This window comes from Streptomyces sp. NPDC038200, assembly GCF_055600785.1.
In genome coordinates this window covers 200,250-224,068 of the sequence record NZ_JBVJYH010000016.1, presented here as the reverse complement: position 1 = coordinate 224,068, position 23,819 = coordinate 200,250, and the positions used below count along the sequence as shown (strand labels likewise).

Annotated in this window: 23 protein-coding genes; 12 read left to right on the top strand and 11 right to left on the bottom strand. The window is 74.7% G+C overall.

The window, feature by feature from the left end; genetic code table 11:
* Position 1: 1 nt before the first annotated feature.
* Positions 2-784 carry a response regulator transcription factor gene (locus ACZ7KF_RS29105; protein WP_471081249.1) on the bottom strand — a complete coding sequence of 261 codons (783 nt, stop codon included), beginning with the start codon at positions 782-784 and terminating at the stop codon, positions 2-4.
* A gap of 115 nt (positions 785-899) precedes the next feature.
* On the opposite strand from ACZ7KF_RS29105, the gene ACZ7KF_RS29100 reads away from it, so the two are divergent.
* From ACZ7KF_RS29100 to ACZ7KF_RS29090, 3 genes are read left to right on the top strand one after another with little or no spacing between them, the layout of a single operon-like run.
* Positions 900-1,613, top strand: a complete 714-nt coding sequence (locus ACZ7KF_RS29100; protein ID WP_471081246.1) for a glycosyltransferase family 2 protein — start codon at positions 900-902, stop codon at positions 1,611-1,613.
* Complete coding sequence (locus ACZ7KF_RS29095) at positions 1,610-2,233, top strand: TIGR04282 family arsenosugar biosynthesis glycosyltransferase (RefSeq protein WP_471081243.1); 624 nt, start codon at positions 1,610-1,612, stop codon at positions 2,231-2,233. The genes ACZ7KF_RS29100 and ACZ7KF_RS29095 overlap by 4 nt, the downstream gene beginning before the upstream one ends.
* Positions 2,230-3,051 carry a class I SAM-dependent methyltransferase gene (locus tag ACZ7KF_RS29090; protein ID WP_471081240.1) on the top strand — a complete coding sequence of 274 codons (822 nt, stop codon included), beginning with the start codon at positions 2,230-2,232 and terminating at the stop codon, positions 3,049-3,051. Before ACZ7KF_RS29095 ends, ACZ7KF_RS29090 begins: the two co-directional genes overlap by 4 nt.
* Positions 3,052-3,364: 313 nt before the next feature.
* Here the strand turns inward: ACZ7KF_RS29090 and ACZ7KF_RS29085 are convergent, their stop codons facing one another.
* Positions 3,365-4,600, bottom strand: coding sequence for a molybdopterin-dependent oxidoreductase (locus ACZ7KF_RS29085; RefSeq protein WP_471081238.1), 1,236 nt, complete (start codon positions 4,598-4,600; stop codon positions 3,365-3,367).
* Positions 4,601-4,713: 113 nt separating this feature from the next.
* Here ACZ7KF_RS29085 and ACZ7KF_RS29080 point away from each other — a divergent pair, with 113 nt between their 5' ends.
* On the top strand, positions 4,714-6,048 hold the full coding sequence (locus ACZ7KF_RS29080; protein ID WP_471081235.1) for a hypothetical protein: 1,335 nt from the start codon (positions 4,714-4,716) through the stop codon (positions 6,046-6,048).
* A 109-nt stretch (positions 6,049-6,157) separates the two neighbouring features.
* On the opposite strand, the gene ACZ7KF_RS29075 is transcribed toward ACZ7KF_RS29080, so the two are convergent.
* The gene (locus ACZ7KF_RS29075) at positions 6,158-6,835 is read right to left on the bottom strand and encodes a chaplin (protein WP_471081231.1); all 678 of its coding nucleotides are present in this window, start codon (positions 6,833-6,835) and stop codon (positions 6,158-6,160) included.
* Positions 6,836-7,325: 490 nt separating this feature from the next.
* Between ACZ7KF_RS29075 and ACZ7KF_RS29070 the strand changes: the two genes are divergently transcribed.
* Positions 7,326-7,673 carry a tetratricopeptide repeat protein gene (locus ACZ7KF_RS29070; RefSeq protein ID WP_471081314.1) on the top strand — a complete coding sequence of 116 codons (348 nt, stop codon included), beginning with the start codon at positions 7,326-7,328 and terminating at the stop codon, positions 7,671-7,673.
* A 126-nt stretch (positions 7,674-7,799) separates the two neighbouring features.
* On the opposite strand, the gene ACZ7KF_RS29065 is transcribed toward ACZ7KF_RS29070, so the two are convergent.
* The 3 genes from ACZ7KF_RS29065 to ACZ7KF_RS29055 form a co-directional block, all read right to left on the bottom strand.
* Positions 7,800-8,735, bottom strand: a complete 936-nt coding sequence (locus tag ACZ7KF_RS29065; RefSeq protein WP_471081228.1) for a M56 family metallopeptidase — start codon at positions 8,733-8,735, stop codon at positions 7,800-7,802.
* Between the two features lie 6 nt (positions 8,736-8,741).
* Positions 8,742-9,140 carry a BlaI/MecI/CopY family transcriptional regulator gene (locus ACZ7KF_RS29060; protein WP_471081225.1) on the bottom strand — a complete coding sequence of 133 codons (399 nt, stop codon included), beginning with the start codon at positions 9,138-9,140 and terminating at the stop codon, positions 8,742-8,744.
* A gap of 132 nt (positions 9,141-9,272) precedes the next feature.
* Positions 9,273-10,673: a PepSY-associated TM helix domain-containing protein gene (locus ACZ7KF_RS29055; protein ID WP_471081221.1), complete on the bottom strand. Its 1,401-nt coding sequence runs from the start codon at positions 10,671-10,673 to the stop codon at positions 9,273-9,275.
* 160 nt (positions 10,674-10,833) lie between these two features.
* Between ACZ7KF_RS29055 and ACZ7KF_RS29050 the strand changes: the two genes are divergently transcribed.
* A complete protein-coding gene (locus ACZ7KF_RS29050) occupies positions 10,834-11,478 on the top strand; it encodes a peptide deformylase (RefSeq protein WP_471081218.1) in 645 nt (214 codons plus the stop codon).
* A 178-nt stretch (positions 11,479-11,656) separates the two neighbouring features.
* On the opposite strand, the gene ACZ7KF_RS29045 is transcribed toward ACZ7KF_RS29050, so the two are convergent.
* A complete protein-coding gene (locus tag ACZ7KF_RS29045) occupies positions 11,657-13,087 on the bottom strand; it encodes a dihydrolipoyl dehydrogenase family protein (protein ID WP_471081215.1) in 1,431 nt (476 codons plus the stop codon).
* 151 nt (positions 13,088-13,238) lie between these two features.
* Between ACZ7KF_RS29045 and trxA the strand changes: the two genes are divergently transcribed.
* Positions 13,239-13,631: a thioredoxin gene (gene trxA, locus ACZ7KF_RS29040; RefSeq protein WP_471081212.1), complete on the top strand. Its 393-nt coding sequence runs from the start codon at positions 13,239-13,241 to the stop codon at positions 13,629-13,631.
* Positions 13,632-13,651: 20 nt separating this feature from the next.
* Here the strand turns inward: trxA and ACZ7KF_RS29035 are convergent, their stop codons facing one another.
* Positions 13,652-14,653: a LacI family DNA-binding transcriptional regulator gene (locus ACZ7KF_RS29035; RefSeq protein WP_471081208.1), complete on the bottom strand. Its 1,002-nt coding sequence runs from the start codon at positions 14,651-14,653 to the stop codon at positions 13,652-13,654.
* Positions 14,654-14,981: 328 nt separating this feature from the next.
* On the opposite strand from ACZ7KF_RS29035, the gene ACZ7KF_RS29030 reads away from it, so the two are divergent.
* The gene (locus ACZ7KF_RS29030; RefSeq protein WP_471081206.1) at positions 14,982-15,662 is read left to right on the top strand and encodes a TetR/AcrR family transcriptional regulator; all 681 of its coding nucleotides are present in this window, start codon (positions 14,982-14,984) and stop codon (positions 15,660-15,662) included.
* The gene (locus ACZ7KF_RS29025; protein ID WP_471081203.1) at positions 15,659-16,807 is read left to right on the top strand and encodes an FAD-dependent oxidoreductase; all 1,149 of its coding nucleotides are present in this window, start codon (positions 15,659-15,661) and stop codon (positions 16,805-16,807) included. Before ACZ7KF_RS29030 ends, ACZ7KF_RS29025 begins: the two co-directional genes overlap by 4 nt.
* A gap of 44 nt (positions 16,808-16,851) precedes the next feature.
* Here ACZ7KF_RS29025 and ACZ7KF_RS29020 read toward each other — a convergent pair whose 3' ends face one another.
* On the bottom strand, positions 16,852-17,532 hold the full coding sequence (locus tag ACZ7KF_RS29020) for a TetR/AcrR family transcriptional regulator (protein WP_471081200.1): 681 nt from the start codon (positions 17,530-17,532) through the stop codon (positions 16,852-16,854).
* 99 nt (positions 17,533-17,631) lie between these two features.
* Here ACZ7KF_RS29020 and ACZ7KF_RS29015 point away from each other — a divergent pair, with 99 nt between their 5' ends.
* The 3 genes from ACZ7KF_RS29015 to ACZ7KF_RS29005 all read left to right on the top strand — a co-directional run bounded on the left by ACZ7KF_RS29015 (position 17,632) and on the right by ACZ7KF_RS29005 (position 21,089).
* Positions 17,632-18,189, top strand: a complete 558-nt coding sequence (locus ACZ7KF_RS29015; RefSeq protein WP_471081197.1) for an NADPH-dependent FMN reductase — start codon at positions 17,632-17,634, stop codon at positions 18,187-18,189.
* 391 nt (positions 18,190-18,580) lie between these two features.
* On the top strand, positions 18,581-19,546 hold the full coding sequence (locus ACZ7KF_RS29010) for an alpha/beta hydrolase (protein WP_471081195.1): 966 nt from the start codon (positions 18,581-18,583) through the stop codon (positions 19,544-19,546).
* A gap of 118 nt (positions 19,547-19,664) precedes the next feature.
* A complete protein-coding gene (locus tag ACZ7KF_RS29005; RefSeq protein ID WP_471081192.1) occupies positions 19,665-21,089 on the top strand; it encodes an amidase in 1,425 nt (474 codons plus the stop codon).
* A 42-nt stretch (positions 21,090-21,131) separates the two neighbouring features.
* Here ACZ7KF_RS29005 and ACZ7KF_RS29000 read toward each other — a convergent pair whose 3' ends face one another.
* Complete coding sequence (locus tag ACZ7KF_RS29000; protein ID WP_471081189.1) at positions 21,132-22,727, bottom strand: glycoside hydrolase family 13 protein; 1,596 nt, start codon at positions 22,725-22,727, stop codon at positions 21,132-21,134.
* Between the two features lie 181 nt (positions 22,728-22,908).
* Positions 22,909-23,805, bottom strand: coding sequence for a carbohydrate ABC transporter permease (locus tag ACZ7KF_RS28995; RefSeq protein WP_471081186.1), 897 nt, complete (start codon positions 23,803-23,805; stop codon positions 22,909-22,911).
* Positions 23,806-23,819 lie beyond the last annotated feature (14 nt).

The window sequence follows — 23,819 nt, the reverse complement described above, 5'->3', positions numbered from 1 at the left end:
GTCAGTCCGCCTCTTCCCCGCCGCTGGGGTCGAAGCGGTAGCCGACGCCCCACACGGTCTGGATCAGGCGCGGCCGGGCCGGGTCGTCCTCGACCTTGCCGCGCAGCCGGCGGACGTGGACCGTCACGGTGGACAGGTCTCCGAAGTCCCAGCCCCACACCTCGCGCATCAGATCCTCGCGGCCGTACGCCCGCCCCGGGTGCCGCAGGAAGAACGCGAGGAGGTCGAACTCGCGGACGGTGAGGGCGAGTTCGGTGCCGTTCCGGGTGGCGCGGCGGGCGGTGGGGTCGACGGCGAGGCCGGCCGCGGCCAGCGGGCGGGTGTCGGCCCCGGGACGCGTGCGGCGCAGCACCGACTGCACGCGCAGGACCAGTTCGCGGGGGCTGAACGGCTTGGTCACGTAGTCGTCGGCGCCGACCTCCAGGCCGAGGATGCGGTCGTCCTCGTCGCCCCGGGCGGTGAGCATGACGACGGGAACGGCGGCGCGGGCGCGCAGCCGCCGGCACACCTCCAGGCCGTCCATGCCGGGCAGCATCAGGTCGAGCACCACCAGGTCCGGCCAGTGGGCGGCGGCGCGGACGAGGGCGGTGGGGCCGTCGTCGGCCCGGTCGACGGCGTAACCGGCGCGGCCGAGGTATCCGGCGACGACCTCCGCGACGGTCGTGTCGTCGTCGACGACCAGGACCCGGGCGGTCCCGGGGGCGGCGGGCGGAGCGGGCACTGCGGGGCCGGCTGCGGTCCCGTCCGTGGCTGCGCCCCTCGTGGGCACGTGCGGCTGCTGCATGCCTCCAGCCTCGCACCGGGCCCTCGCGGGTGTCGCACCCGAGGCCGGGCCCCGCCGTCGACGTCCGCGTTTCGTAAGGAGCGGCGGTCCGAAATGTCCGCTTCCCGTTCGTAGGGTGAACGTCGTGACCCCCTCGACACCATCATCACCGGCGGGCGTGGACGTGGTGCTGCCCTGTCTGGACGAGGCCGAGGCCCTCCCCTGGGTGCTCGCCCGGATCCCGGCCGGCTGGCGCGCCCTCGTGGTCGACAACGGCTCCACCGACGGCTCGGCCGACATCGCCCGCGCCCTCGGCGCGACCGTGGTCCCCGAACCGCGCCGCGGCTTCGGCGCCGCCTGCCATGCCGGGCTGACCGCCGCCACCGCCGACATCGTCTGCTTCTGCGACTGCGACGCCTCCCTCGACCCCGCGCTGCTCGTGCCCTTCGTCCGGGAGGTCCGCGACGGCGAGGCCGACCTGGTCCTGGGACGGCGGCGGGCGCGGGGCCGGGGCGCCTGGCCGGCGCACGCCAGGGCCGGCAACCTCGCGCTGGCGCGGCTGCTGCGCCGCCGGACCGGACTGCGCCTGCACGACCTCGGCCCGCTGCGCGCCGCCCGCCGGGAGCCGCTGCTCGGGCTCGGTCTCAGCGACCGGCGCAGCGGCTATCCGCTGGAGATGGTGGTCCGCGCGGCCGACGCGGGCTGGCGGATCGCCGAGCACGACGTGCCGTACCGGCCGCGCACCGGCTCCTCCAAGGTGACCGGCACCTGGCGCGGCACCTGGCAGGCGGTCCGGGACATGAGCCGGGTGCTGGCCGAGCCCCCGGCCGACGGGAGGACCGTACGGTGACCACCCTGCTCGTCATCGCCAAGGAGCCGCTGCCGGGGCGGGTGAAGACCCGGCTCACCCCGCCGTTCACCCCCGCCGAGGCGGCCTCGCTGGCCGAGGCGGCGCTCGCCGACACCCTGCGGGCCGTGGCCGACACCCCCGCCACCCGGCGCGTGCTGGTGCTCGACGGGGCCCCCGGCCCCTGGCTGCCGCCGGGTTTCGACGTCGTACCGCAGTGCGCGGGCGGCCTGGACCTGCGGCTGGCCGACGCGTTCGCGCGGTGCCCCGGGCCCGCCCTGCTCATCGGCATGGACACCCCGCAGGTGACCCCGGAGCTGCTCGCCGTGGACTTCGCCGGGTACGACGCCTGCTTCGGCGCGGCGGAGGACGGCGGCTTCTGGGCGCTGGGGCTGGCCCGGCCCGACCCGGCCCTGCTGCGGGGCGTGCCCATGTCCGCACCCGAGACGGGCGCCGTGCAGCGGCGGCGGCTGGTGGCCGCGGGGCTGCGGGTGCACGACTTGCCACGGCTGCGGGACGTGGACACCGCGGCCGACGCGGCGGCGGTCGCCGCCCTGGCACCGCACGGCCGGTTCGCCGCCCGGCTGGCCCGGTGCACCGCGCACCCCGGGGCCGGGCGATGAGGGGCACACCGCCGGCCGTCGCCTGGGCCGGGGCCGATCCCTATGCCGCCGCCCTGCGCACCGGGCGCGGCCCGCTGTTCCTGCGCCGCACCGACGGCTGGCTGCTGCCGCTGGAGGTGGAGCGGTGGTGCGCGCGGGCCGACCCGGTCGACCAGGCGGTGCTGGACCGGTGCGAGGGCGCCGTGCTCGACGTCGGCTGCGGACCGGGGCGGCTGGTCGCCGAACTCGCCGTGCGGGGCCGTACCGTCCTCGGGATCGACGTCAGCGAGGCCGCCGTCGACCACACCGTGCGGCTGGGCGGACAGGCCCTGCGCCGGTCGGTGTTCGAGCCGCTGCCCGGCGAGGGACGCTGGGGCACCGTCCTGCTGATGGACGGCAACATCGGTATCGGCGGCGACCCGCGCGCCCTGCTGGACCGGGTGGCCCGGCTGCTGTGCCCCGGCGGCCTGCTGATCGCCGAGACCGCCGCGGTGGACGTCGACGAGCTGGCCGAGGTGCAGGTGGTCGGTGGCACCGGGGCCGGGGCGGGCGGCGGCGGCGCCGAGGGCGGGACGGGCGGCGGCGCCTTCCCGTGGGCGCGGCTCGGCACCCCGGCGCTGCTGCGGTACGCGCGCCGGGCGGGCTGGCGTACGGCAGGTCAGTGGACGGCCGGCGGGCGCCGCTTCGTCGCCCTGCGCGGCCTCCCCCGCCGTCGCATTCGCTCCAGCGGGGACACCCTCGTCGCCAGCAGCAGCGCCGAGCCGCCGAACAGCACCGCGGTGATCAGCAGCCAGCGGGCGAGGAAGCCGTCCGCCGACAGGCCGGTGGCCGACCGGTAACGGCGGTCCACCATCCCGCTGATCAGCGGGAACCACACCAGCAGGAGCAGCGCGGACAGGGCGGCCGGGACGCGGAGGTACATCGTCCACGCCCGCCGGCCGGCGGCGTCCAGGCCGCGTACGGCCGCCCGGTCCGCGAGCGCGTACAGCGGCAGCAGCACGAGATCGTGCAGCAGGGCCGCCCCCACCAGCCACAGCGCCACGCCGCGCCAGTCGCCCGCGAACAGCCGCACCCCGGCGTAGGCGGCGAGCGCGAACGAGCAGGCCAGCAGGAGGATCTGGAAAGGGCTGCCGAGCGGCGGGCGCGGACGCATCACAGGTCTCCGAAGGTCAGCCGGGCCACCCATTTGGTGTTGAGCACACCGGGTGCGGCGGGCACGATGACCCGCGCCGGGTAGCCGTGGTCGGGGGACAGGTCCTCGCCGTTGACGTACAGGGCGAGCAGGGAGCGCGGGTCGGCCACCTGGTTGGCGCGCAGGGCGGCGCGGCGGAAGGCGCCGTGCCGCTGGAGCGACTCCACGAACACGTCCGGCGGGTCGCCGTCGTGGCCGACGAGCGCGGCGAGGTCGCGCAGCCGGACCCCGCGCCACCACTGGTCCGTCGTGGACCAGCCCTCGACACAGGCGATGGGCAGCGCCGAGCTGTGCAGGGGCATGCGGAGGAGCTGCGCGCGGCTGAGGCGGACCGTTCCGGTGCGGCCGGTGACGACGAGCCGCCAGGCCTCCTCGCCGGTCTCCGCGGCGACGATCCCGGCGTACGCGGCCGTCTTGTTGATCTGGAAGCCGTTCGGTCCGCTGCCCGGGTCGGCTCCGCCGTGCGGCGCGAGCAGGGCGGTGCGCCGCAACGCTCCCCCGATGCTCTGCCCCACGGTCGTGGCGAGGAGCAGCAGCGAGGCGCCCCCGACGAACCACAGCGCCCCGCGCCGCGAGACGGTGGGCGGATCGGGGCGCGGCGGCACCAACTCCCCCTGGTCCCGTCCGCGTCGCCGCACCGCTCGGACGGCCGTCGGCGTCTTCAGCACCGCGTGCGCCGTGAACGCGGCGAAGAACACCCAGGCGCCGTAGAAGTGCAGCGGGTAGAAGGAGCCGGGGAAGACGTAGTCGAGCTGGACGTTGAGGACGCCGGTCGTGAACTCGAACAGCCCGCCGCCGACCAGCAGCAGCAAGGAGATCCGCTCCAGGGCGTGGGCGAGCGAGCGGGCCGGGGGCAGGGCGAACAGCCTCGGTACCACCGACCACAGCTTGGCCAGCAGGACCGGGATCAGGGTGATGCCGAGGGTGACGTGCAGGCCCTGGGTGAGGCGGTAGAGCCAGGACGGGTCGGTCGGCCAGGCGAAGAGATAGAAGCCGAGGATTCCCTTGTCCGGGGTCTGGTCGTTCACCGGTGACAGGCCCGGGTTGTAGGCGGCGTACGACACCAGGCCCGTCACGAACAGCACGGTGATGCCGACGAGCAGCACGAGGCCGAGCACCGAGGTGAACCGGGTGCCACGCAGGGGGCTGCGCCAGAAGCCGGGCGAGGAGGGAAGGCGTGGGTCGTCGTTCCGCATGGTCCGACGGTAGGCCGGGAGCACCCCCGGAACGGGCGCGCGACCCATGACGAAAGTCTGACGTCGGGCCGCCGGTCCCGTTTTTCCCCCGGACGCCGCCCTAGCGTTCCGGTGTGAGTCTCCGCAGTCGCCTCGCCGACCTCAGTGCCGCTTCGGCCGCCGTCCTGCTCGTGCTCGTCGCCGTGTTCGTCGGCCGGCACCTCCAGGACACCTACCGCACCCTCTTCGTCCACTGGCCGCCGCTGTTCGCCGACTGGGACCCGCACCTGGGGCCGGGCACGCCGGCCGCCGTGCTGGTGGCGGTCGCCGTGGTGGCGTACGGGCCGTCCGTCGCCGTCCGGCTGCCGTGGCGGGGACTGCTCCTCGCGGCCTGGGCGACGGCCCTGGCCTGGACCTGGTCGCTGGCGCTGGTCGACGGCTGGGAGCGGGGCGTGGCCGGCCGGCTCACCACCCGCAACGAGTACCTCACGGTCATCGGCCGCTTCCACGACATCCCGGCCGCCCTGCGGGACTTCACCCACCACATCGTGAGCGGTTCCCCCGACCCCTGGCCCGCCCACATCGCCGGTCATCCGCCGGCGGCCACCCTCACCTTCGTCCTCCTGGACCGGATCGGTCTGCGCGGCGGCGGCTGGGCCGGTGCCTGGTGCATCACCGTCGGCGTGACGGCCTGTGTGGCGGTGCTGGTGGCGGTGCGGGCGCTGGCCGACGAGCGCCTGGCCCGGCGGGCGGCGCCGTTCCTGGTGATGGCTCCGGCCGCCGTGTGGGTGGGCGCCTCGGCCGACGGGTATTTCGCGGCGGTCGCCGCCTGGTCGGTGGCCCTGCTGGCCCTCGCGGTCACCGGCCGGTCCGTGGCCTGGGCGGCGGGCAGCGGGCTGCTGTTCGGCCTGGCCTGCTGTCTCTCCTACGGCCTCACGCTCTTCGCGCTGATCGGCGCGGCGGTTCTGGTGGCGGGGCGGCGCCGGGTCCGGGCACGACCGGTCCTGCTGGTGCTGCTCCTGGCCGGGACGGCGGTCGTGCCGGTGGCGCTCGCGCTCGCCGGGTTCGACTGGTGGGAGGGGTACCGGCTGCTGGTCACGCGCTACTACCAGGGCGTCGGCGGCATCCGCCCGTACGGCTACTGGGTGTGGGCCAACCTGGCCTGCACGGTGCTGATCACCGGCCTGGCCACGGCGGCGGGGCTGCGGCGGGCGGCAACGGTGCTCGCCCGCCGCCGTACGGCTCCCCGGGCCGAGGCCCGGCTCGCCCTCGTCGTGGCGGCGGCGCTGCTCGCCCTGCTGGCCGCCGATCTGTCGGGGATGAGCAAGGCGGAGACGGAGCGCATCTGGCTGCCGTTCGCGATGTGGCTGCTCCCGGCCGGCGCGCTGCTGCCGCGACCGCGCGCCTGGCTCGCCGCGCAGGCGGTGCCCGCGCTCCTGCTGAACCATCTGCTGTTCACCGGGTGGTGACCCCGCGCGGCCCCGGCCCGCGGCGACGCGGCCGGTGCCCGCGCCGGGAGCGGGCATGCTCCCGGCCGAAGAGGGCCGCCCCCGTCGGCCGGGGCGGCCCGGATGCGTTCTACCGGACGGTGGTCCGCGGCCGGAAGCGCCGGTACAGCACCGCCCCGCCCATCAGTGACGCCAGGCTCACGGCGGCCACGGCCCAGGTGTCGTCCGCTCCGGTGTTCGCGAGGGTGCCGGACGGCTGCGACACGGTGACGGGGGCCGGCTTCGGGTGGGCCTTGGGAGGGTCGTGCGGCTGCGTCCGGACCGGCGGCTCGGAGTGCACCGGCGGAGTGACCCGCGGCGGTGCGGGCTCGTCGGGGGCGTCCGAGGTGTTCACCGACTGGTTGCCGAAGACGGGATTGCCGATGCCGACCACGTTCACGCTGTTGCCGCTGACGTTCACGGGCAGATCCACCGGGAGCTGGATGCCGTTGCCGGAGAGGACGCCCGGCGAGTCGTGCGTGCTGCTGTGGGCCGTGGCACCGCCCGACGTGCCTCCCTTCCCCTCCTTCCCTTCCTTCCCTGTGGCGTGGCCGCCGACGTTGGCGCAGCTGTTGCCCATCGCCGGGTTGAGCAGTCCGGCCACGTTCACGGTGTTCCCGCACACGTTCACCGGGAGGTGCACCGGCAACTGGATGCCGTTGCCGGAGATGAGTCCCGGCGAGGCGCTCGTGGAGCCGTTCGCCGCGGCATCGGCGTACGCCGTTCCCGTCACGGCCATCGCACCGGAGACGGCGGCGACGGCGATCACACTGTTTCGGGTAGCCCGTTTCATGGGTTCCCTGCCCTTCCAGACACGGTTGCGGGCGCTCACCCGCGCACGATGAAACGGCTGCGAAACCACACAAGTTATGGCGTATCAGCCGTTTACCCGGTACGAGTGACGCATTTCGGTTGTTTTCGACCAGACGTCCGATACCGAGACCGCATCCGAGGGCACAACCGGCGCTCTGCAGATTTGGCTATGTACGTTATTCACCGCGAGCACGGTTTCCGAAGGAGCCACGCCCGGTTCCCTGGTGTGGGCGACCGACGATGAAGTGGCGGGCCGCGGTGGGCCGGGGCCGCGAGACCACCCGCGGGGCGATCGACGTCGTCCAGGGGCTGCCGCGCCGGCTGCCCTGCGGGAGCGGAGGTCCCGCCCGCGCGATGCCCCGCGGCAACGCTGCCCCATGTAGTGGAATATTGAACTACCTCTCTCCGTTGTGACCCGTCGAAGGAGGTCACGAGTGGAGACGCAAGTGGGGACCACGTACTACGACCAGGGGACGGCGGCCGACCGCTGGGAGCGCGCGCAGCTGTTCTTCGACGCGCAGGACTACGCGAGTGCGGCGCGGGTGCTGGCCGGGCTGGTCGAGGAGGTGCCGGAGCAGACCGGTCCCCGGCTGCTGCTGGCCCGTGCCTACTACCACTCGGCCCAGCTGGGTCGTGCCGAAACCGAGCTGCGGGCCATCGTGGAGCGGGACCCGGTGGAGCACTACGCCCGGCTGATGCTGGGCCGCACGCTCCAGCGGCAGGCCCGGCACGAGGAGGCGGAGCCGCATCTGCGGATCGCCTCCGCGCTGGCGGGTGACTTCCCGCAGGAGTGAGGCGGACGTTTCCGGGCCCGGCCCCCCGTCGGGGGGCCGGGCCCTCGGCTTGTCCCGGATCACGGTCGGCACCGGGGCCGCGAACGTCGGGCGGCCTCCCGGTCACAGGGGTGCCGCCGTGCGCGGTCAGAAAGGAGTCGCCGTGTGCAGGACGAGGAACAGGGTGACGGCCGAGGTCGCCGAGGACATCAGGGACACCAGCGCCCCGGCCGCGGCGCCCCAGGCGGCCAGGCCGACCGAGGTGAACGCCGACGGCCAGGTACGGGCCACGGGCGCGGGGGCCAGCAGCGCGGCCACCCGGCGCGGCACCGGCCCGGTCGACGCCAGCGCGGCCAGGGTCGGCACCGGGGTGCCCGGGGAGAGCAGGGCCGCCTTGCCGATGGCGCGGGCGACCGTACGCCGGTCGCCCACCGAGCGGGCCGCCTCCTCGTCCGCCCACCGCTCGGCCGTGTAGACGACAGCGGTGCGCAGTGGGCGCAGGAACGGGTTGGCGCGGGCGGCCAGGTGCGCGGCGAGCAGATGGCGGTGGTGACGGGCGGTCAGGTGGGCGCGCTCATGGGCGAACAGGGCGCGCCGCTCGGCGGGGGCGAGCCCGGCCAGCAGCGCCGTGGTGACGACGATCCGGCCCCGGCTCCGGCCGCCGGGCAGGGCGTACGCGTACGGCGTGCTGTCGGGCAGGACCGCCACCGTGGGCCCTGGCACCCCGGCCAGGGCCCGGTGGGCGCTGCGGGTGACCCGGCGGTGCCGCCCCAGGGTGCGGGCGCAGGCGGCGGCGACGACGGCGAGCGCCGGAATCGCGGCCCGGCCGGCCACCTCGTCGTGCGGGACGGCGGCCCGCACCTCCGGGTCGGACCAGCCGTCCGGCAGGGGATTGCCGGGCAGTTGCGCGGTGCCGACCACCATGAGCAGGGCCAGGCACAGCGTGCTGCACACGGCCATGACGACGGCGACCGCGGTCAGCAGCCGGGTGGCGGTGCGCGGGTGCAGCCGGGTCTCGGCGAGCCGGGCGACCGGCCACGCGGACAGCGGCAGCACCAGCGGCAGAAAGACGAAGACCCCCATGAGCGGTCAGTCCTCCGTACCGCCGGCGTCCGCGCCCGGGATGTCGAGCAGCGCCCGCAGCACCTGTTCGTCGCCCGGTGGCAGGGCGGTGACGAAGCTGGCGAGGACGGCCTCGCGGTCCCGTTCGCCGTCCAGCAGACGGCGCATGCGCAGGGCGGCCAGCCGGGCCACGTCGGCCGTCGGCGTCCACAGGAAGGACCGGCCGTGGCGCTCGCGGGCGACGACGTCCTTGGCGAGCAGCCGGGTCAGGATGGTGACGACGGTGGTGTAGGCGAGGTCGCCGCCGAGGCGCTCCTGCACCCAGGCCGCGGTGACCGGGCCGTCCGCCTCGCGCAGCGCGCCGAGGACCTGGCCCTCCAGTTCGCCCTGGCCGCGCCGCCGGGCCCGGCCGTCTTCCCGCGCCATGTCCTCTCTCCCCCGTTCCTCCCGGGCCGGCCGCCTCGGGGGCGCCGGGCCGCGTCGGCGTGCGACGCCGCTGTCCGCGTGTCGGCGCCCCAGTCGGCGTGTCGTCGGCATTGTCGTCCGTGTCGTCCCACGCTACTTCACGCCGCTGACACTCCCGTAGGTGCGGCGTCCGCGCCGGTGCGCGATCTCGCCGAGGAGGATGTCGACGGCGAGGAAGGCGGCCAGCGGGATGCCGAGCAGCGGCACGAACCAGCCGAGCACCGCGACGGCCGCGAGGGCCGGGACCAGGAGGTACGGCGGCACCTCGGCCCAGGCGCCGCGCGGGACGGGCCGGCCGAAGGCGGCGCCCCGGCCGCGCTGCCACCACAGGCGGTAGCCCCATACGACGAGCAGGACCAGGGCGAGCGCCAGCAGCGCCAGGGCGATCTGGTTGACGAGACCGAAGAGGGAGCCGGTGTGCAGGTCGATGCCCCAGCGGGTGAGCTTGGCGAGCACCGGGTAGTCGGCGAACCGCAGTTCGTCGGTGACCCGGCCGGTGGCCGGGTCGACGGCGACGGAGTCCTGCTTGGTCGGCCAGCTGCGCTGGATCTGCTTGACGACGTAGGCGCTGTGCGCGTCCGCGGGCGGCACGATCTCCACGGGGTCGCTCAGCCCCTCGGCCCGGGCCGCCGCGAGCACCTTGTCCAGACCCGCTCCGTGCTCGGCGGTGCCGCCGGTGCCCGCCGCCGTGCCGTGGCCCGCGTGCTCGCCGCCGGCCGCGGCCGCCGAGACCGACGGGGTGGCCTGGCCGAGCGAGGTGCGCAGTTCGTCGATGTTGGCACCGGCGTACGTGGACCAGGTCAGGCCGGTCGCGGACAGGAACAGGAAGCCCGCGGCGGTCCAGACGCCGACCGTGCCGTGCAGGCCGAGCGTGCGGCGCCGGCCGCTGGTGCCGCGGACCCGGCGCAGGCCGCGGCGCCGGGCGAACCACAGCACCAGACCGCCGCCCGCGATGACCCACAGCCAGCTGGCGGCCAGTTCGCTGTAGAGCCGCCCGGTCTCCCCCAGGTGCAGGTCGCGGTGGAGTTCGTCGATCCAGGTGCGCAGGGGCAGCGCGCCCGTGGAGCCGTACTGTTCCAGCGCCCCGCGCACCCTGCCCGTGTACGGGTCGACGAAGACGGCGAGGGTGTGGTCGGGGTCGACGCCCTGGACACCGGAGAGCAGCACCCTGGTGGTGGCACCGGCCTCGGGTGAGGGGCGTACGGCCGAGACGGTGCCCTCCGGGTGGGCCTTGCGGGCGGCCGCCACCTGGGCGGAGACCGGCAGCGCGCGCTCCCCTGCCGGGACGGTCAGTTCATGGCCGTAGACGAGCTTCTCGGCCTGGAAGGAGCCCGCGTACAGCAGACCGGTGACGGCGGCGACCAGCAGGAACGGCGCGACGAGCACGCCGGCGTAGAAGTGCAGGCGCAGCACCAGGGGACGCAGGGGTGCCCAGCGGCTGCGGGGGGCGGGGCGGGACGCCTCGGCCGGGGCGGTCGAGGGAGCGGTGGTCATCGGCGGGCTTCTTTCGGGGGACTCGGTGCCGAGGGCGGACCGCCGGCACGGAAGCGATGGTGGTCCAGTAGTCGGCCCGCGAAAGGGCTGAGTTCCCCGAGGTGTTGGTGAGCTGCGCCACAGGGGGCGGCGGAGGGGCGTGGCGTGGCATGCTGACGCGATGGCACCTCCCCGTGATGACATGCCGCTCGCCGAGCGGGTCGAGGAACTCCTCGCCGCCGGCGGCCCCTTGCCCATCGTCGCGGCCGGCCGGCCCGTGCTGCGGCGCGGCACCGCGCCGTACGACGGTCAGCTCGGCCCCGCGCTGCTGGCCCGGTTCGTCGAGGCCCTGCGCCTCACCATGCACGCGGCTCCCGGTGTGGGGCTCGCCGCGCCGCAGGTGGGCATTCCGTTGCGGATCGCGGTCATCGAGGACCCGGCGCCGGTGCCGGAGGAGGTCGCGGTGGCCCGGGGCCGGGTCCCGCAGCCGTTCCGGGTGCTGGTCAACCCGGTGTACGAGCCGGTCGGTACCGCCCGGGCCGCGTTCTTCGAGGGCTGCCTGAGCGTGCCGGGCTGGCAGGCGGTGGTGGCCCGGCACGCCGAGGTGCGGCTGCGCGGCGAGGACGAGGACGGCCACGCGCTGGACGAGGTCTTCACCGGCTGGCCGGCCCGGATCGTCCAGCACGAGACGGACCACCTCGACGGCACGCTGTACCTGGACCGCGCGGAGCTGCGTTCCCTGTCGACCAACGAGGCGGTGGCGGCCCTGTGGGCCCGGCCGACCCCGGAGACGGCGGCCGAGGCCCTCGGCTTCGACCTGCCGTAGCCACCCGTTCAACCATCGGAGACGGCGGCCGGGACCCCCGGACTCGACCTGCCGCAGCCACCCGTTCAACCATCGGAGACGGCGGCCGGGACCCCCGGACTCGACCTGCCGCAGCCACCCGTTCAGCCATCGGGGACGGTCGGCCGGGGCCTCGGTCCGGCCCGCCCCGGTCGCCCGTTCAGTTGTCCCGGTACGCCTCCAGCAGCCGCAGCCACACCTCGCTCAGCGTCGGGTAGGACGGGACGGCGTGCCACAGGCGACCGACGGGGACACGGCCCGCGACCGCGACGGTGGCCGAGTGGATGAGTTCGCCGACCCCGGGGCCGACGAAGGTGACCCCGCGCAGGATCTCGTCGTCCAGGTCCACCACCATGCGGGCGCGGCCCTTGTAGCCGTCGCCGTACAGGCCCGCGCCCGCCACCGAGGAGAACTCGACGTCGACGGCGCGGACGCGGTGGCCGGCCTGTTCCGCCTCGGCGAGGGAGAGGCCGACCGCGGCGGCCTCCGGGTCGGTGAAGACGACCTGGGGGACGGCGTCGTGGTCGGCGGTGGCCGCGTGCGCGCCCCAGGGCTCGTCCAGGAGGGGGCTGCCGGCGGCGCGGGCGGCGATCGCGGCACCGGCGATGCGCGCCTGGTACTTGCCCTGGTGGGTGAGCAGGGCCCGGTGGTTGACGTCGCCGACGGCGTACAGCCAGTCCGTGCCGGTGACGCGGAGGGTGTCGTCGACGTCCAGCCAGGAGCCGGGTTCCAGACCGACGGTCTCCAGGCCGAGGTCGTCGGTGTGCGGGACGCGTCCGGTGGCGAAGAGGATCTCGTCGGCCTCGATCCGGTCGCCGGCGGCGGTGACGGCGACGACCGTGCCGTTCTCGCGGGTGACGGACTCCACGGAGGTGCCGGTCCGGATGTCGGCGCCGGCCTCGGCGAGGGCCTCGGCCACCAGTTCGCCCGCGAACGGCTCCATGCGGTTCAGCAGGCCCTTGCCGCGGACCAGCAGGGTGACCCGTGAGCCCAGGGCCTGCCACGCGGTGGCCATCTCGGTGGCGACGACACCGCCGCCGACGACGATCAGCCTGTCGGGAGCCGCCTTGGCGCTGGTCGCCTCGCGGCTGGTCCAGGGCTTCACCTCGGCCACTCCCGGCAGGTCGGGAAGCTGAGCGCGGGTACCGGTGGAGACGGCCACGGCGTGCCGGGCGGTGAGGGTGGTGACCGTGCCGTCGGGGGCGGTGACCGTGACCGTGCGGGGGCCTGCCAGCCGGCCCTGGCCGCGGTACAGGTCGGTGCCGGTGCCCTCCAGCCAGGCGACCTGGCCGTCGTCCTTCCAGTGGGAGGTGTAGTCGTCCCGGCGGGCCAGAACGGCCGGGGTGTCGAGCGGGCCCTGGACCGCCTGGGCGAGGCCGGGCAGGCGGCGGGCGTCCGCCTGCGCGATGACCGGCCTGAGCAGGGCCTTGCTGGGCATGCAGGCCCAGTACGAACACTCGCCGCCGAGCAGTTCGCTCTCCACGACCGCGGTGGTGAGGCCCGCCGCGCGGGTGCGGTCGGCGACGTTCTCCCCCACGGGCCCGCCCCCGATCACCACGACGTCGTACGCGATGGATTCCGTTTCCGTCATGGGGTCAGTCTGGTGGGTGGTGTGCGCCACGGCCACATGGGTACGCGCGCGGGACACAGGCGTGCACGGATGGGACAGGCGTGGAATAGGCGGCCCGGCGGCCGTGTTTCCGCCGTCGGCACACCCCACACCAGGAAGAGGGAATCACGCCATGAGCAGCACCGTGGAGCTGACCAAGGAGAACTTCGACCAGCTGGTCACCGAGAACGAGTTCGTTCTCATCGACTTCTGGGCGTCCTGGTGCGGGCCGTGCCGGCAGTTCGCGCCCGTCTACGAGAAGGCCGCGCAGGAGAACCCGGACCTGGTGTTCGGCAAGGTGGACACCGAGGCGCAGCCGGAGCTGGCCGCGGCCTTCGGTATCTCCTCGATCCCGACACTGATGATCGTCCGCGATCAGGTGGCGGTCTTCGCCCAGCCGGGCGCCCTGCCCGCGCCGGTCTTCGCCGACCTCATCGACCAGGCCCGCAAGCTGGACATGGACGAGGTGCGCAAGAGCATCGCCGCCCAGCAGCAGCCGCAGGAGCAGGAGCAGCCGCAGCAGTAGTGACGCGCCGGGGGCCGGGGTCAGCTGGACTCGCGCCGCACCACCGAGGCCCCCAGCACGGTGTGCACCTCGGGCTCGCCGCCGGGGTCGCGCACCGCGCGGTCGACCAGTTCGGCGAGGTCGCGTCCCGAGGGCAGGTCGATGTGGACCGTGCTGAGCCGGGGCCGCAGCAGGCGGCCGAGCATCAGGTCGTCGGCCCCGATGAGCGCGACGTCCTCCGGGACGCGCACCCCCTCGTCCTGGAGGGCGCGCATGAGCAGCATCGCGTACTCGTCGTTGTAGGCGAACACGGCGTCCAGGCCCGACTCCGGCCAGTTCGCCGCCAGTTCGGCGGCGGACTCCTCGGTGTAGGCGAGCGGCAGCACGGTGACGGAGGCGTCCGTGCCGCGCAGCGCCTCCCGTACACCGGCGAGCCGGGGGCGTGAGAAGGCCTCCAGCCCCGACTCCTCGGGCATGACGACACCGATCCGGCGACGGCCCCGGGCGTACAGATGCGCGCCCGCGCAGTGGCCGACGGCGTCATGGTCCATCAGCAGGGCGTGGGCTCCCTCGACGCGGCCCGGGCCGAGCGTGACGACGGCCCGGGCCCCGGAGCGTTTGAGGACGGCGACGCCCTGCGGGCCGAGGCCGGCGCCCGGCACCAGCACGGCGACCGGCCGCAACTCCGCCCAGGCGCGGACGGCTTCGTCGCCCTGGAGGCCGACGCTGCCGTACTGGACGACGGTGTAGTCGAGCCGGCCGAGCGCCCACTGGAGTTCGTTGAGGAACCTGCCGTAGAGCGGGCCGACCGGGATGGCCGGGGCGGGCATGAGGACCATGCGGCTCTGCCCGGCGCGCAGGCTGCGGGCGGCGGCGTGGGGCACGTACCCCAGCTCCCGGGCGGCCTCGTGCACGCGCCGGCGGGTCGCTTCGCTGATCCGTACGGCGCTGGTCTTGTTCAGGACGTAGGAGACGGTCGCGCGCGAGACGCCGGCCAGGCGGGCCACATCGGCACTCGTGGGCGTGTTCGGTATCTGCACCATGACAGACCGCATCTTGGCAGAGGACCCGGGGGCGGGGGCGGTCGGGGCGGGCTGGTTCATCGTTCGACGAAGCGGACGCAGGCACGCACCGCCGGACGAACATGCTCGTGCCACGGGGCGCGCCCGCGCCGCCCCGACCGACCCGTCCGCGCCTCGTCACCGCGCCCGCGCCGCCCGACCGACATGTGCGCGCCTCGTCACCGCGCCCGCGCCGCCCGACCGACATGTGCGTGGCGCGTGGCCACCCGCTCGGCATTGCGAACATGTTCGTGTCGAACTTGTTCGTGTCGAACTTGTTCGTGACGAACATGTTCGTTACGGTGAGGACATGACCGCTGCCCCCCGCTCCCGCCGGGACCGCCCCGCCAAGCCCGCCCTCACCCGGGAGGGCATCGTCGCCGCCGCCGTCGCGATCCTGCGCGCGGAGGGGCTCCGCAAGGTGACGATGCGCCGGCTCGCGCAGGAACTCGACACCGGCCCCGCCTCGCTCTACGTCTACGTCCGCAACACCGACGAACTGCACGCGGCCGTCCTGGACGAGCTGCTGGGCACGGTCGGTCCCGCACCGGCCGAGGGCAGCTGGCGGGAGCGGCTGGAGCGGGTGCTCACCGCTTACACGGCGATGCTCCTGGAGCATCCGTCCCTGGCCCGCTCGACGCTCACGGCCCGGCCGAGCGGCCCGCACTATCTGCGTCTGATCGAGACCCTGCTGGACCTGCTGCACGCGGGCGGGGTGCCGGGCGCCCAGGCGGCGTGGGGCGTGGACCTGCTGTTGCAACACGCCACCGCCACCGCCGCCGAGCACGCCGGCGAGGACTCACCGGGCGACTGGCAGGCGCTGGCCCGGGCCCTGCGCAAGACGCCCGCCGACACCCACCCCCGCATCGCCGCCGACGCCGGCGCGCTGCTGTCCGGCACCCCCGAGGCCCGCCTGTCCTGGGCCTTTCAGACCCTGATCACCGGCATCGAGCGGACCGCCGTACCGACCGAAGGCCAGGAGGCCCCATGACCCCCGCACCCCTGCCCCACCACCCCGTCGCCGTCGTCGGCGCGGGCCTCGGCGGGCTCGCCCTCGCCCGTGTGCTGCACGTGCACGGCATCGAGGCCGCACTGTTCGACCTGGACGCCGCACCGGACGCCCGGACGCAGGGCGGCATGCTCGACATCCACGACGACTCCGGCCAGGAGGCGCTGCGGGCCGCCGGGCTGCACGAGGAGTTCCTGGCCCGGGTCCACCCCGGCGGCCAGTCCGTGCGGGTCCTGGACCGGTACGGCACCGTCCGGCTGGCGGAGTCCGACGACGGCATCGGCGGGCGCCCGGAGATAGACCGGGGCGAGCTGCGCGCGCTGCTGCTGGGCTCGCTGCCGGCGGGCACGGTCCGCTGGGGCGCCAAAGTCACCGGCGCCCGCCCGCTGGACGGCGGCCGGCACCGGGTGACACTCGCGGACGGCACCGAGTTCACCACCGACGTACTGGTCGGCGCGGACGGCGCCTGGTCACGGGTGCGACCGCTGCTCTCGGCCGCCCGGCCCCTGTACACGGGCGTGTCGTTCGTGGAGGCGGACCTGACCGACGCGGACACCCGGCACCCGGCGAGCGCGGAGGTGGTCGGTGGCGGCATGCTCTTCGCGCTCGGCCCGGGCCGCGGCTTCCTCGCGCACCGCGCGACCGACGGCAGCCTGCATGTGTACGTCGCCGTGGAGGCGCCGGAGGACTGGCTGGACGGCATCGACTTCACCGACACCGAGGCGGCGAAGGCGTCCGTGCTGAAGGAGTTCGACGGCTGGGACGAGAGCCTGCGGGCGCTGGTCTCGGACGCGGACGGCGCGCTGGTGCCCCGCCGGATCCACGCCCTGCCGGCCGGCCACCGCTGGAACCGGGTACCGGGGGTCACCCTGCTCGGGGACGCCGCCCATCTGATGTCCCCCTTCGCGGGCGAGGGCGCCAACCTGGCCCTGCTCGACGGCGCCGAACTGGGCCTCGCGCTGGCCTCGCACCCCGGGGACACGGAGGCCGCGCTGGCCGCCTACGAGGCCCGGATGTTCCCGCGCGCGGAGGCGTCCGCGGCGGAGTCCGCGCGCGGCCAGGCCCTGCTGTTCCACGCGGACGCTCCGCGGGGGCTGGTGCGGATGTTCACCGGCCAGGACGGCTGACCGGCCGCGCCGGCCGACCGCGCCCCGGCAGGACGGCGACCGTCCTACCGGGGCGACTCCGTGCCGGTCAGTCGGGCGACCAGGTCCAGCCAGCCGGTCTCCAGGCGCTCCATGGGCATCCCGCACTGCCGGGTCAGGTGGTGGATCAGCGCGGGATCCAGCGAGGACAGCAGGGTGTGGGCCAGCAGCTCGCAGTCGGCGTCCGGCACGATCTGCCGGAGCAGCATCGTGACGTGGGTGCGCAGCGACCCGGCCGCGGGGTGGACGAAGCGGCGGGTCGGCTCCGGCTGGGCGGCCAGTTGCAGATCCAGTTGCTCGGCCGAGCGGTACAGCACGGCCACGCCGAACGCCCGCAGCCGCTCCAGGGGCGCCGCCCCCGGCCCCAGCGGCGGGGGCCCGCTCAGGAAGTCGGCCTGAAGCCGCCTCGCCGAGTGGTCGAGCAGTGCCGTCAGCAGCCCGGTGCGGTCGCCGAAGCGGCGGAAGACCGTGCCCTTGCCCACCTCGGCAGCGGCGGCCACCGCCTCCATCGTCACGCCGGCCACCCCGTGCTCCGCGATCAGCCGGGCGGCGGCCTCCAGCAGCCGCGCCCGGTTCCGGGCCGCGTCGGCCCGCAGGCACGGCTCGTCGGAAGCGGGGCCGACCTCCAGCAACTGGTGGGCATCGCGGGGCTCTTGATACTCGGGGAAGGGTGGCAGGGCGCTGGACATGAAGACAGCGTAAAGCATCGGGAAGAAAACTGGACCGCGGTCCGCTTATGGTGCTAGAAACTTAAACGGACCCCGGTCCGGATCGTGCCAGTGAGTTTCAGCCCCTTGGAGAACCCCATGTCTGTTCGCATCCTCGCGCTCGTCGGCAGCCTTCGCGCCGGTTCGCACAACCGCCAGCTCGCCGAGGCGGCCGTGAAGCTCGCGCCGGAGGGCGCCGAGGTGGTGCTGTTCGAGGGTCTGGCCGACGTGCCGTTCTACAACGAGGACATCGACGTGGAAGGCGACGTCCCGGCCGCCGCCGTGAAGCTGCGCGAGGCCGCCCGGTCCGCGGACGCCTTCCTGTTCTTCTCCCCCGAGTACAACGGCACCATCCCGGCCGTCCTGAAGAACGCCATCGACTGGCTGTCCCGCCCGTACGGCTCCGGCGCCTTCGGCGGCAAGCCCGTCGCCGTGATCGGCACCGCCTTCGGCCAGTACGGCGGCGTGTGGGCCCAGGACGACACCCGCAAGGCCGTGGGCATCGCCGGCGGCAAGGTGATCGAGGACATCAAGCTGTCCATCCCCGGCTCCGTGACCCGCTTCGCCGAGACCCACCCGGTCGACGACACCGAGGTCGCCGCCCAGCTGACCGAGGTCGTGGCCCGTCTGCACGGCAACGTGGGCGCGGCCGCCTGACCCGCGGGACCCGCGGAAGGGCCGGAGCCCGCACGGCTCCGGCCCTTCGCCATGCCGTCCGTCCTCCTCGGGTGCGGATCACCGGCCGGATCACCTCCGGTCCCCCCACGGATGCCCGGACACGGCGCACGTGCCTGCCCCGCGCCCACGCCGCCCGCCGTCCGCCGCCGTCCGTCACTCTCCGCCGCCGTCCGCCGGATCGCCGCATCTGGCAGGTCGTCCTCCGGGCATGACGGGGTAGACGGCTCGTACCGGTGTACGACGGCTCCGGCGGAACGGGGCCGGCGTTCACGGGCGGGCGCGGGCCGGACGCCACCGCGGGAGGGCGGCTGCCGCACGGCCGACCGCCGCACGGCCGGTCGCAGCCCGACGAGTCGAGGAAGGAGAAGCCATGCCCCTGGTCCCGCCGCCGTTCGATCCCGAACTCGCCGCCGTCCTGGAGTCGATGCAGGGCGTGATCGAGCCCGGATTCACCGTGGCCGATGTCCCCGCCGCCCGGCGGAGCACACTCGTCGAGCTGGTCGACGTCACCCTGGACGGCGCCTTCGAAGCGGAGGAACGGACCGCGCCCGGCCCCGAGGGCGCCCCCGGCGTCCCCCTCCTCGTCTGTCGCCCCACGGCCGCCGACACCCCGGCTCCGCTGCCGGTGATCTACCACGTGCACGGTGGCGGCCTGGTGGCCGGCACCAACCGGGTCGGCCTGACCGACCCCCTGGTCTGGGCGCGCGAACTGGGCGCGGTCGTGGTGTCGGTGGAATACCGGCTCGCGCCCGAACACCCGTACCCGGCCCCGGTCGAGGACGTGTACGCCGGTCTGCTGTGGACCGCGCGGCACGCGGAGGAGATCGGCGGCGACCCGCAGCGGATCGTCGTCGCGGGCGCCAGCGCGGGCGGCGGTCTCACCGCGGCGCTCGCTCTGCTCGCCCGGGACCGGCGCGGCCCGCGCCCGCTCGGCCAGCTGCTGATGTGCCCGATGCTGGACGACCGCAACGACACCGTCTCCAGCCATCAGATGGCCGGCCGGGGCGTATGGGACCGCACCGCCAACGACACGGGCTGGACGGCCCTGCTCGGCGACCGCCGCGGCGGCCCCGGAGTCCCCCCGTACGCCGCCCCCGCCCGCGCCACCGATCTGTCCGGCCTGCCCCCGGCCTTCCTGGACGTCGGCTCCGCGGAGACCTTCCGCGACGAGGTGGTCGGCTACGCGTCCCGTATCTGGCAGGCCGGCGGCGCGGCCGAACTCCACGTCTGGCCGGGCGGCTGCCACGGCTTCGACGCCCTGGCCCCGCAGGCCCCCCTCTCCCACGCGGCCCGCACCGCCCGGCTGGAGTGGCTGCGCCGACTGCTGGCGGAGTGATCCGAGCGGTTCCGCGCCGCCTCCTGCGAGACACCCGTGCGAAAACCGTACGCCGCTCCCGTCCGGACGTTACCGTGCGGTAGACATCGTGCCCGGAGTCTCCCGGAGGTGCTCCCCCATGACGCCCGACCGTGCCGCAGGCCTCGCGGAGACCCGAGACGCGCTCGCCCGCGGGGAGGTGACCTCGCGTGCGCTGGTGGAGCGGACCCTGGCGCGGATCGAGGTCGCGCAGCCGTCGCTGAACGCCTTCCGGATCGTGCGTGCCGAGGCAGCTCTCGCCGAGGCCGACGCCGCCGACCGGGAGCTGGCCGCCGGAGCGCGGCGCCCGCTGCTGGGGGTGCCGGTGGCGGTGAAGGACGACATGGACGTGGCGGGCGAGCCGACCGCGTTCGGCTGCCGGGGTGATTTTCCGCCGGCGGCCGCGGACGGGGAGGCGGTACGACGGCTGCGCGCGGCCGGCGCGGTGATCGTGGGCAAGACCAACACCTGTGAGCTGGGGCAGTGGCCGTTCACCGAGGGCCCGGCGTTCGGTGAGACCCGCAACCCCTGGGACCGCGAGCACACGCCGGGCGGGTCCTCCGGCGGGTCGGCCGCCGCCGTCGCCGCCGGGCTCGTCCCGGCCGCGCTCGGTTCCGACGGCGCCGGCTCGGTACGGATCCCGGCTTCCTGGACCCATCTGATCGGCATCAAGCCGCAGCGCGGGCGGATCTCGACCTGGCCGTGGGGCGAGTCCTTCCAGGGCATCACGGTCAACGGCACCCTGGCCCGTACGGTCGCCGACGCGGCCCTGCTGCTGGACGCGGCGAGCGGCAACCACGACCGGGACCCGTACCGGCCGCCCGCGCTGACGGTGGCGGACGCCGTCGGCCGCGACCCGGGCCGGCTGCGCATCGCCCTGTCCCTCAAGCCGCCGTTCACCGCCGTGTCCGCCCGGCTGCACCCGGAGATCCGCGCCCGGGTCGTCGAACTCGCCGAGACGCTGGCCGGGCTGGGGCATGCCGTGGAGGAGGCCGATCCGCCGTACGGGCAGATCGGGCTGACCTTCGTGCCGCGGGCCACCGCGGGCATCGCCGAACGGGCCCGCGAGGCCCCGGACCCCGCGCTGCTGGACCCGCGCACCCGGGGCGCGGCCCGGCTGGGCCGGCTGCTCGGCGGGGCCCCGCTCCGCGCGGCCCGGCGCGCGGAGGCGGTGCTGCACCGGCGGATCGGCGGGTTCTTCCGGTCGTACGACGTGATCCTCGCGCCGACGACGGCCGTGCCGCCGCCGCGGATCGGCGCCTTCACGAAGCTCGGCGGGCTGGCCACGGACCGCGCCATCATCGCGGCCTGCCCCTACGCCTGGCCGTGGAACGTGCTGGGCTGGCCGGGGGTGAACGTGCCCGCCGGGTTCGCCGGCCCCGGCCTGCCCGTGGGCGCGCAACTGCTCGGCCCGGCCCACAGCGAGCCGCTCCTGGTGTCGCTGGCCGCACAGCTGGAGGCGGAGCTGCGCTGGCACGAGCGGTGGCCGCCGCAGCGGCTGGCGGAGCCGACGGAGGCCGGCTGAGGCACCTCGGCCCCGGTCCGGGGGCCGGCCGCGTGGGGGCGGTCAGGCGCGCAGCCAGACCGCCGTGTCCCGCGGCAGCCTGCCCGTGTCGTCCAGGGGGCCACTGGTGAGCAGGACCGCCGTGTGGGCGGGGAGTTCGACGGGTGGGGCGGCCGTGTTGACCACGCAGACCAGACCGCCCGGCCGGCTGAAGGCGAGCACGCCCTCGGGTGAGGCGAGCCAGTGCAGTGGTCCGTCGCCGAAGCCGGGGCGGGTGCGGCGGATGCGCAGTGCCGTGCGGTAGAGGGTGAGGACCGATTCCGGCGCGGTGGCCTGTCTGTCGGCCGCGTAGGCCGCCCAGTCCGCCGGCTGCGGCAGCCACGGCTCCACCGTCGAGCCGAAGCCGCAGTACGGCTCGTCGGCGGCCCAGGGCAGGGGGACCCGGCAGCCGTCGCGGCCCGGATCGACGCCGCCGGAGCGAAAGTGCATGGGGTCCTGGATGCGGTCCGGTGTCAGTTCCGCCTCCGGGAGGCCGAGTTCCTCTCCCTGGTAGACGTAGACGGCGCCGGGCAGCGCGAGCGAGAGCAGCGCCGCGGCCCGTGCCCTGCGGGTGCCGAGCGCGAGGTCGGTCGGTGTGCCGAACCGCTTGGCGGCGAAGGCGAAGGCGGTGTCCTCGCGGCCGTACCGGGTGACCGTCCTGGTCACGTCGTGGTTGCAGAGCACCCAGGTCGCCGGTGCTCCGATACCGGCGTGCTCGGCGAGCGTGCGGTCGATGGACCGGCGCAACTCGGCGGCGTCCCAGGGACGGGTCATGAAGTCGAAGTTGAAGGCGGTGTGCAGTTCGTCGGGGCGCAGGTATCGGGTGAAGCGTTCGGTGTCGGGCAGCCACACCTCGCCGACGAAGACCGCGCCGTACTCGTCGGCGACGGCCCGCCAGGAGCGGTAGATGTCGTGCAGCTCGTCGCGGTCGACGAACGGATGCGGTGTGTCCCCCTGGACGAGGTCGGGCAGAGCCGGGTCCTTGGCCAGCAGTGCGGCGGAGTCGATCCGTACGCCCGCGACACCCCGCTCGAACCAGAACCGCAGGATGTCCTCGTGCTCCCGGAGCACCGCGGGGTGAGCCCAGTTGAGGTCGGGCTGCTGGGGCGTGAACAGGTGCAGGTACCAGTCGCCGTCCGGTACCCGGGTCCACGTCGGGGCACCGGGAAACTCGGAAGGCCAGTCGTTGGGCGGAAGCTCGCCGTTCTCACCGCGTCCGGGACGGAAGTGGAACAGTTCGCGCTCGGGGCTGCCCGGCCCGGCGGCGAGTGCGGCCCGGAACCAGGGATGCTGGTCGGAGACGTGGTTGGGGACGATGTCGACGAGGGTGCGCAGTCCCAGATCGCGTGCCTCGCTGATCAGCTTCTCCGCCTCGGCAAGGGTGCCGAACGCGGGGTCGATGGTGCGGTAGTCGGCGACGTCGTAGCCTCCGTCGGCCAGCGGCGAGAGGTACCAGGGCGTGAACCACAGGGCGTCCACGCCGAGTTCGGCGAGGTAGGGAAGTCTCGCCCGGACGCCCGCGAGGTCGCCGGTGCCGTCGCCGTTGCCGTCCGCGAAGCTGCGTACGTACACCTGGTAGATGGCGGCGCCACGCCACCAGTTCTGGTCGGCCGCGTCCATGACGGTTCCTTTCGGGCATGCGTGGTGTGGCTCACGGCCGGAGGCCATGAGCAGGGGGTGGGGGTCGGCGCAGCGTGGTGCCGCGCGCCGCCGCCTCCCGTAGCGGGGGAGGAAGGGATGGAGGCGGCGGCGCGCAGGTGGAGGGGCGCCCGAGCGGGTCCGGGCGCGCGGGGCGAGGGGGTCAGCCCTTGGTGCTGCCCGCGGTGATCCCGGCGATGATGTGCCGTTGGAAGACGAGGAAGAGTGCCACCATCGGGATGCTGGCGATGACCATCGCGGCGATGAGCACGGTGAGCTGGATGTTCTGCGACAGCTGGACCAGGGCCACGCTGATGGGTTGTCTGTCGGTGTCGGAGAAGACCATCAGCGGCCACAGGAAGTCCTGCCAGACGGCGACCAGTGCGAAGATCGACACCACGCCCAGGACGGGCCGGGACAGGGGCAGGACGACGGACCACAGGATCCGCAGCCGGCCGGCACCGTCGATCTCGGCGGCCTCCAGCACCTCACGCGGCAACTGGTCGAAGAACCGTTTGAGCAGGTAGAGGTTGAAGGCGTTGGCGACCGCCGGCAGCCAGATGGCGAGGGGGTCGTTGAGCAGACTGGTGTGGATCAGCGGCAGGTCCGCGACGGTCAGGTACTTCGGCACCACCAGCGCCTGGGCCGGGACCATGAGGGTGGCGAGGACACCGCCGAGGACCACCTTGCCGAAGGCCGGCTTCAGCCGGGACAGGGCATAGGCCGCGGCCGTGCAGAACACCAGCTGGAAAGCCCACGCACCGGCCGCCTGGACGAGCGTGTTCACCAGATGCCGCGGCAGCTCCATCAGGTCCCAGGCATCGGTGTAGGCGCGGGTGTGCCACCCGTGCGGGACCAGCGTGGGCGGGGTCCGCGTCACCTCGTCCGGGGACTTCAGCGCCCCCGTCACCATCCAGTACACGGGAAAGAGGAAAGCGAGCGCGAAAAGCACCACGGTCGCGCCGAACACCGTCCAGTACACGGCCTTTCCGCGTCTCTTGGACAGCGTGAGCGGCGACACGAGCGTGCGCACCGCGTGGCCGTCCGGTCTGGTGGACATGATCGCCGGCCCTC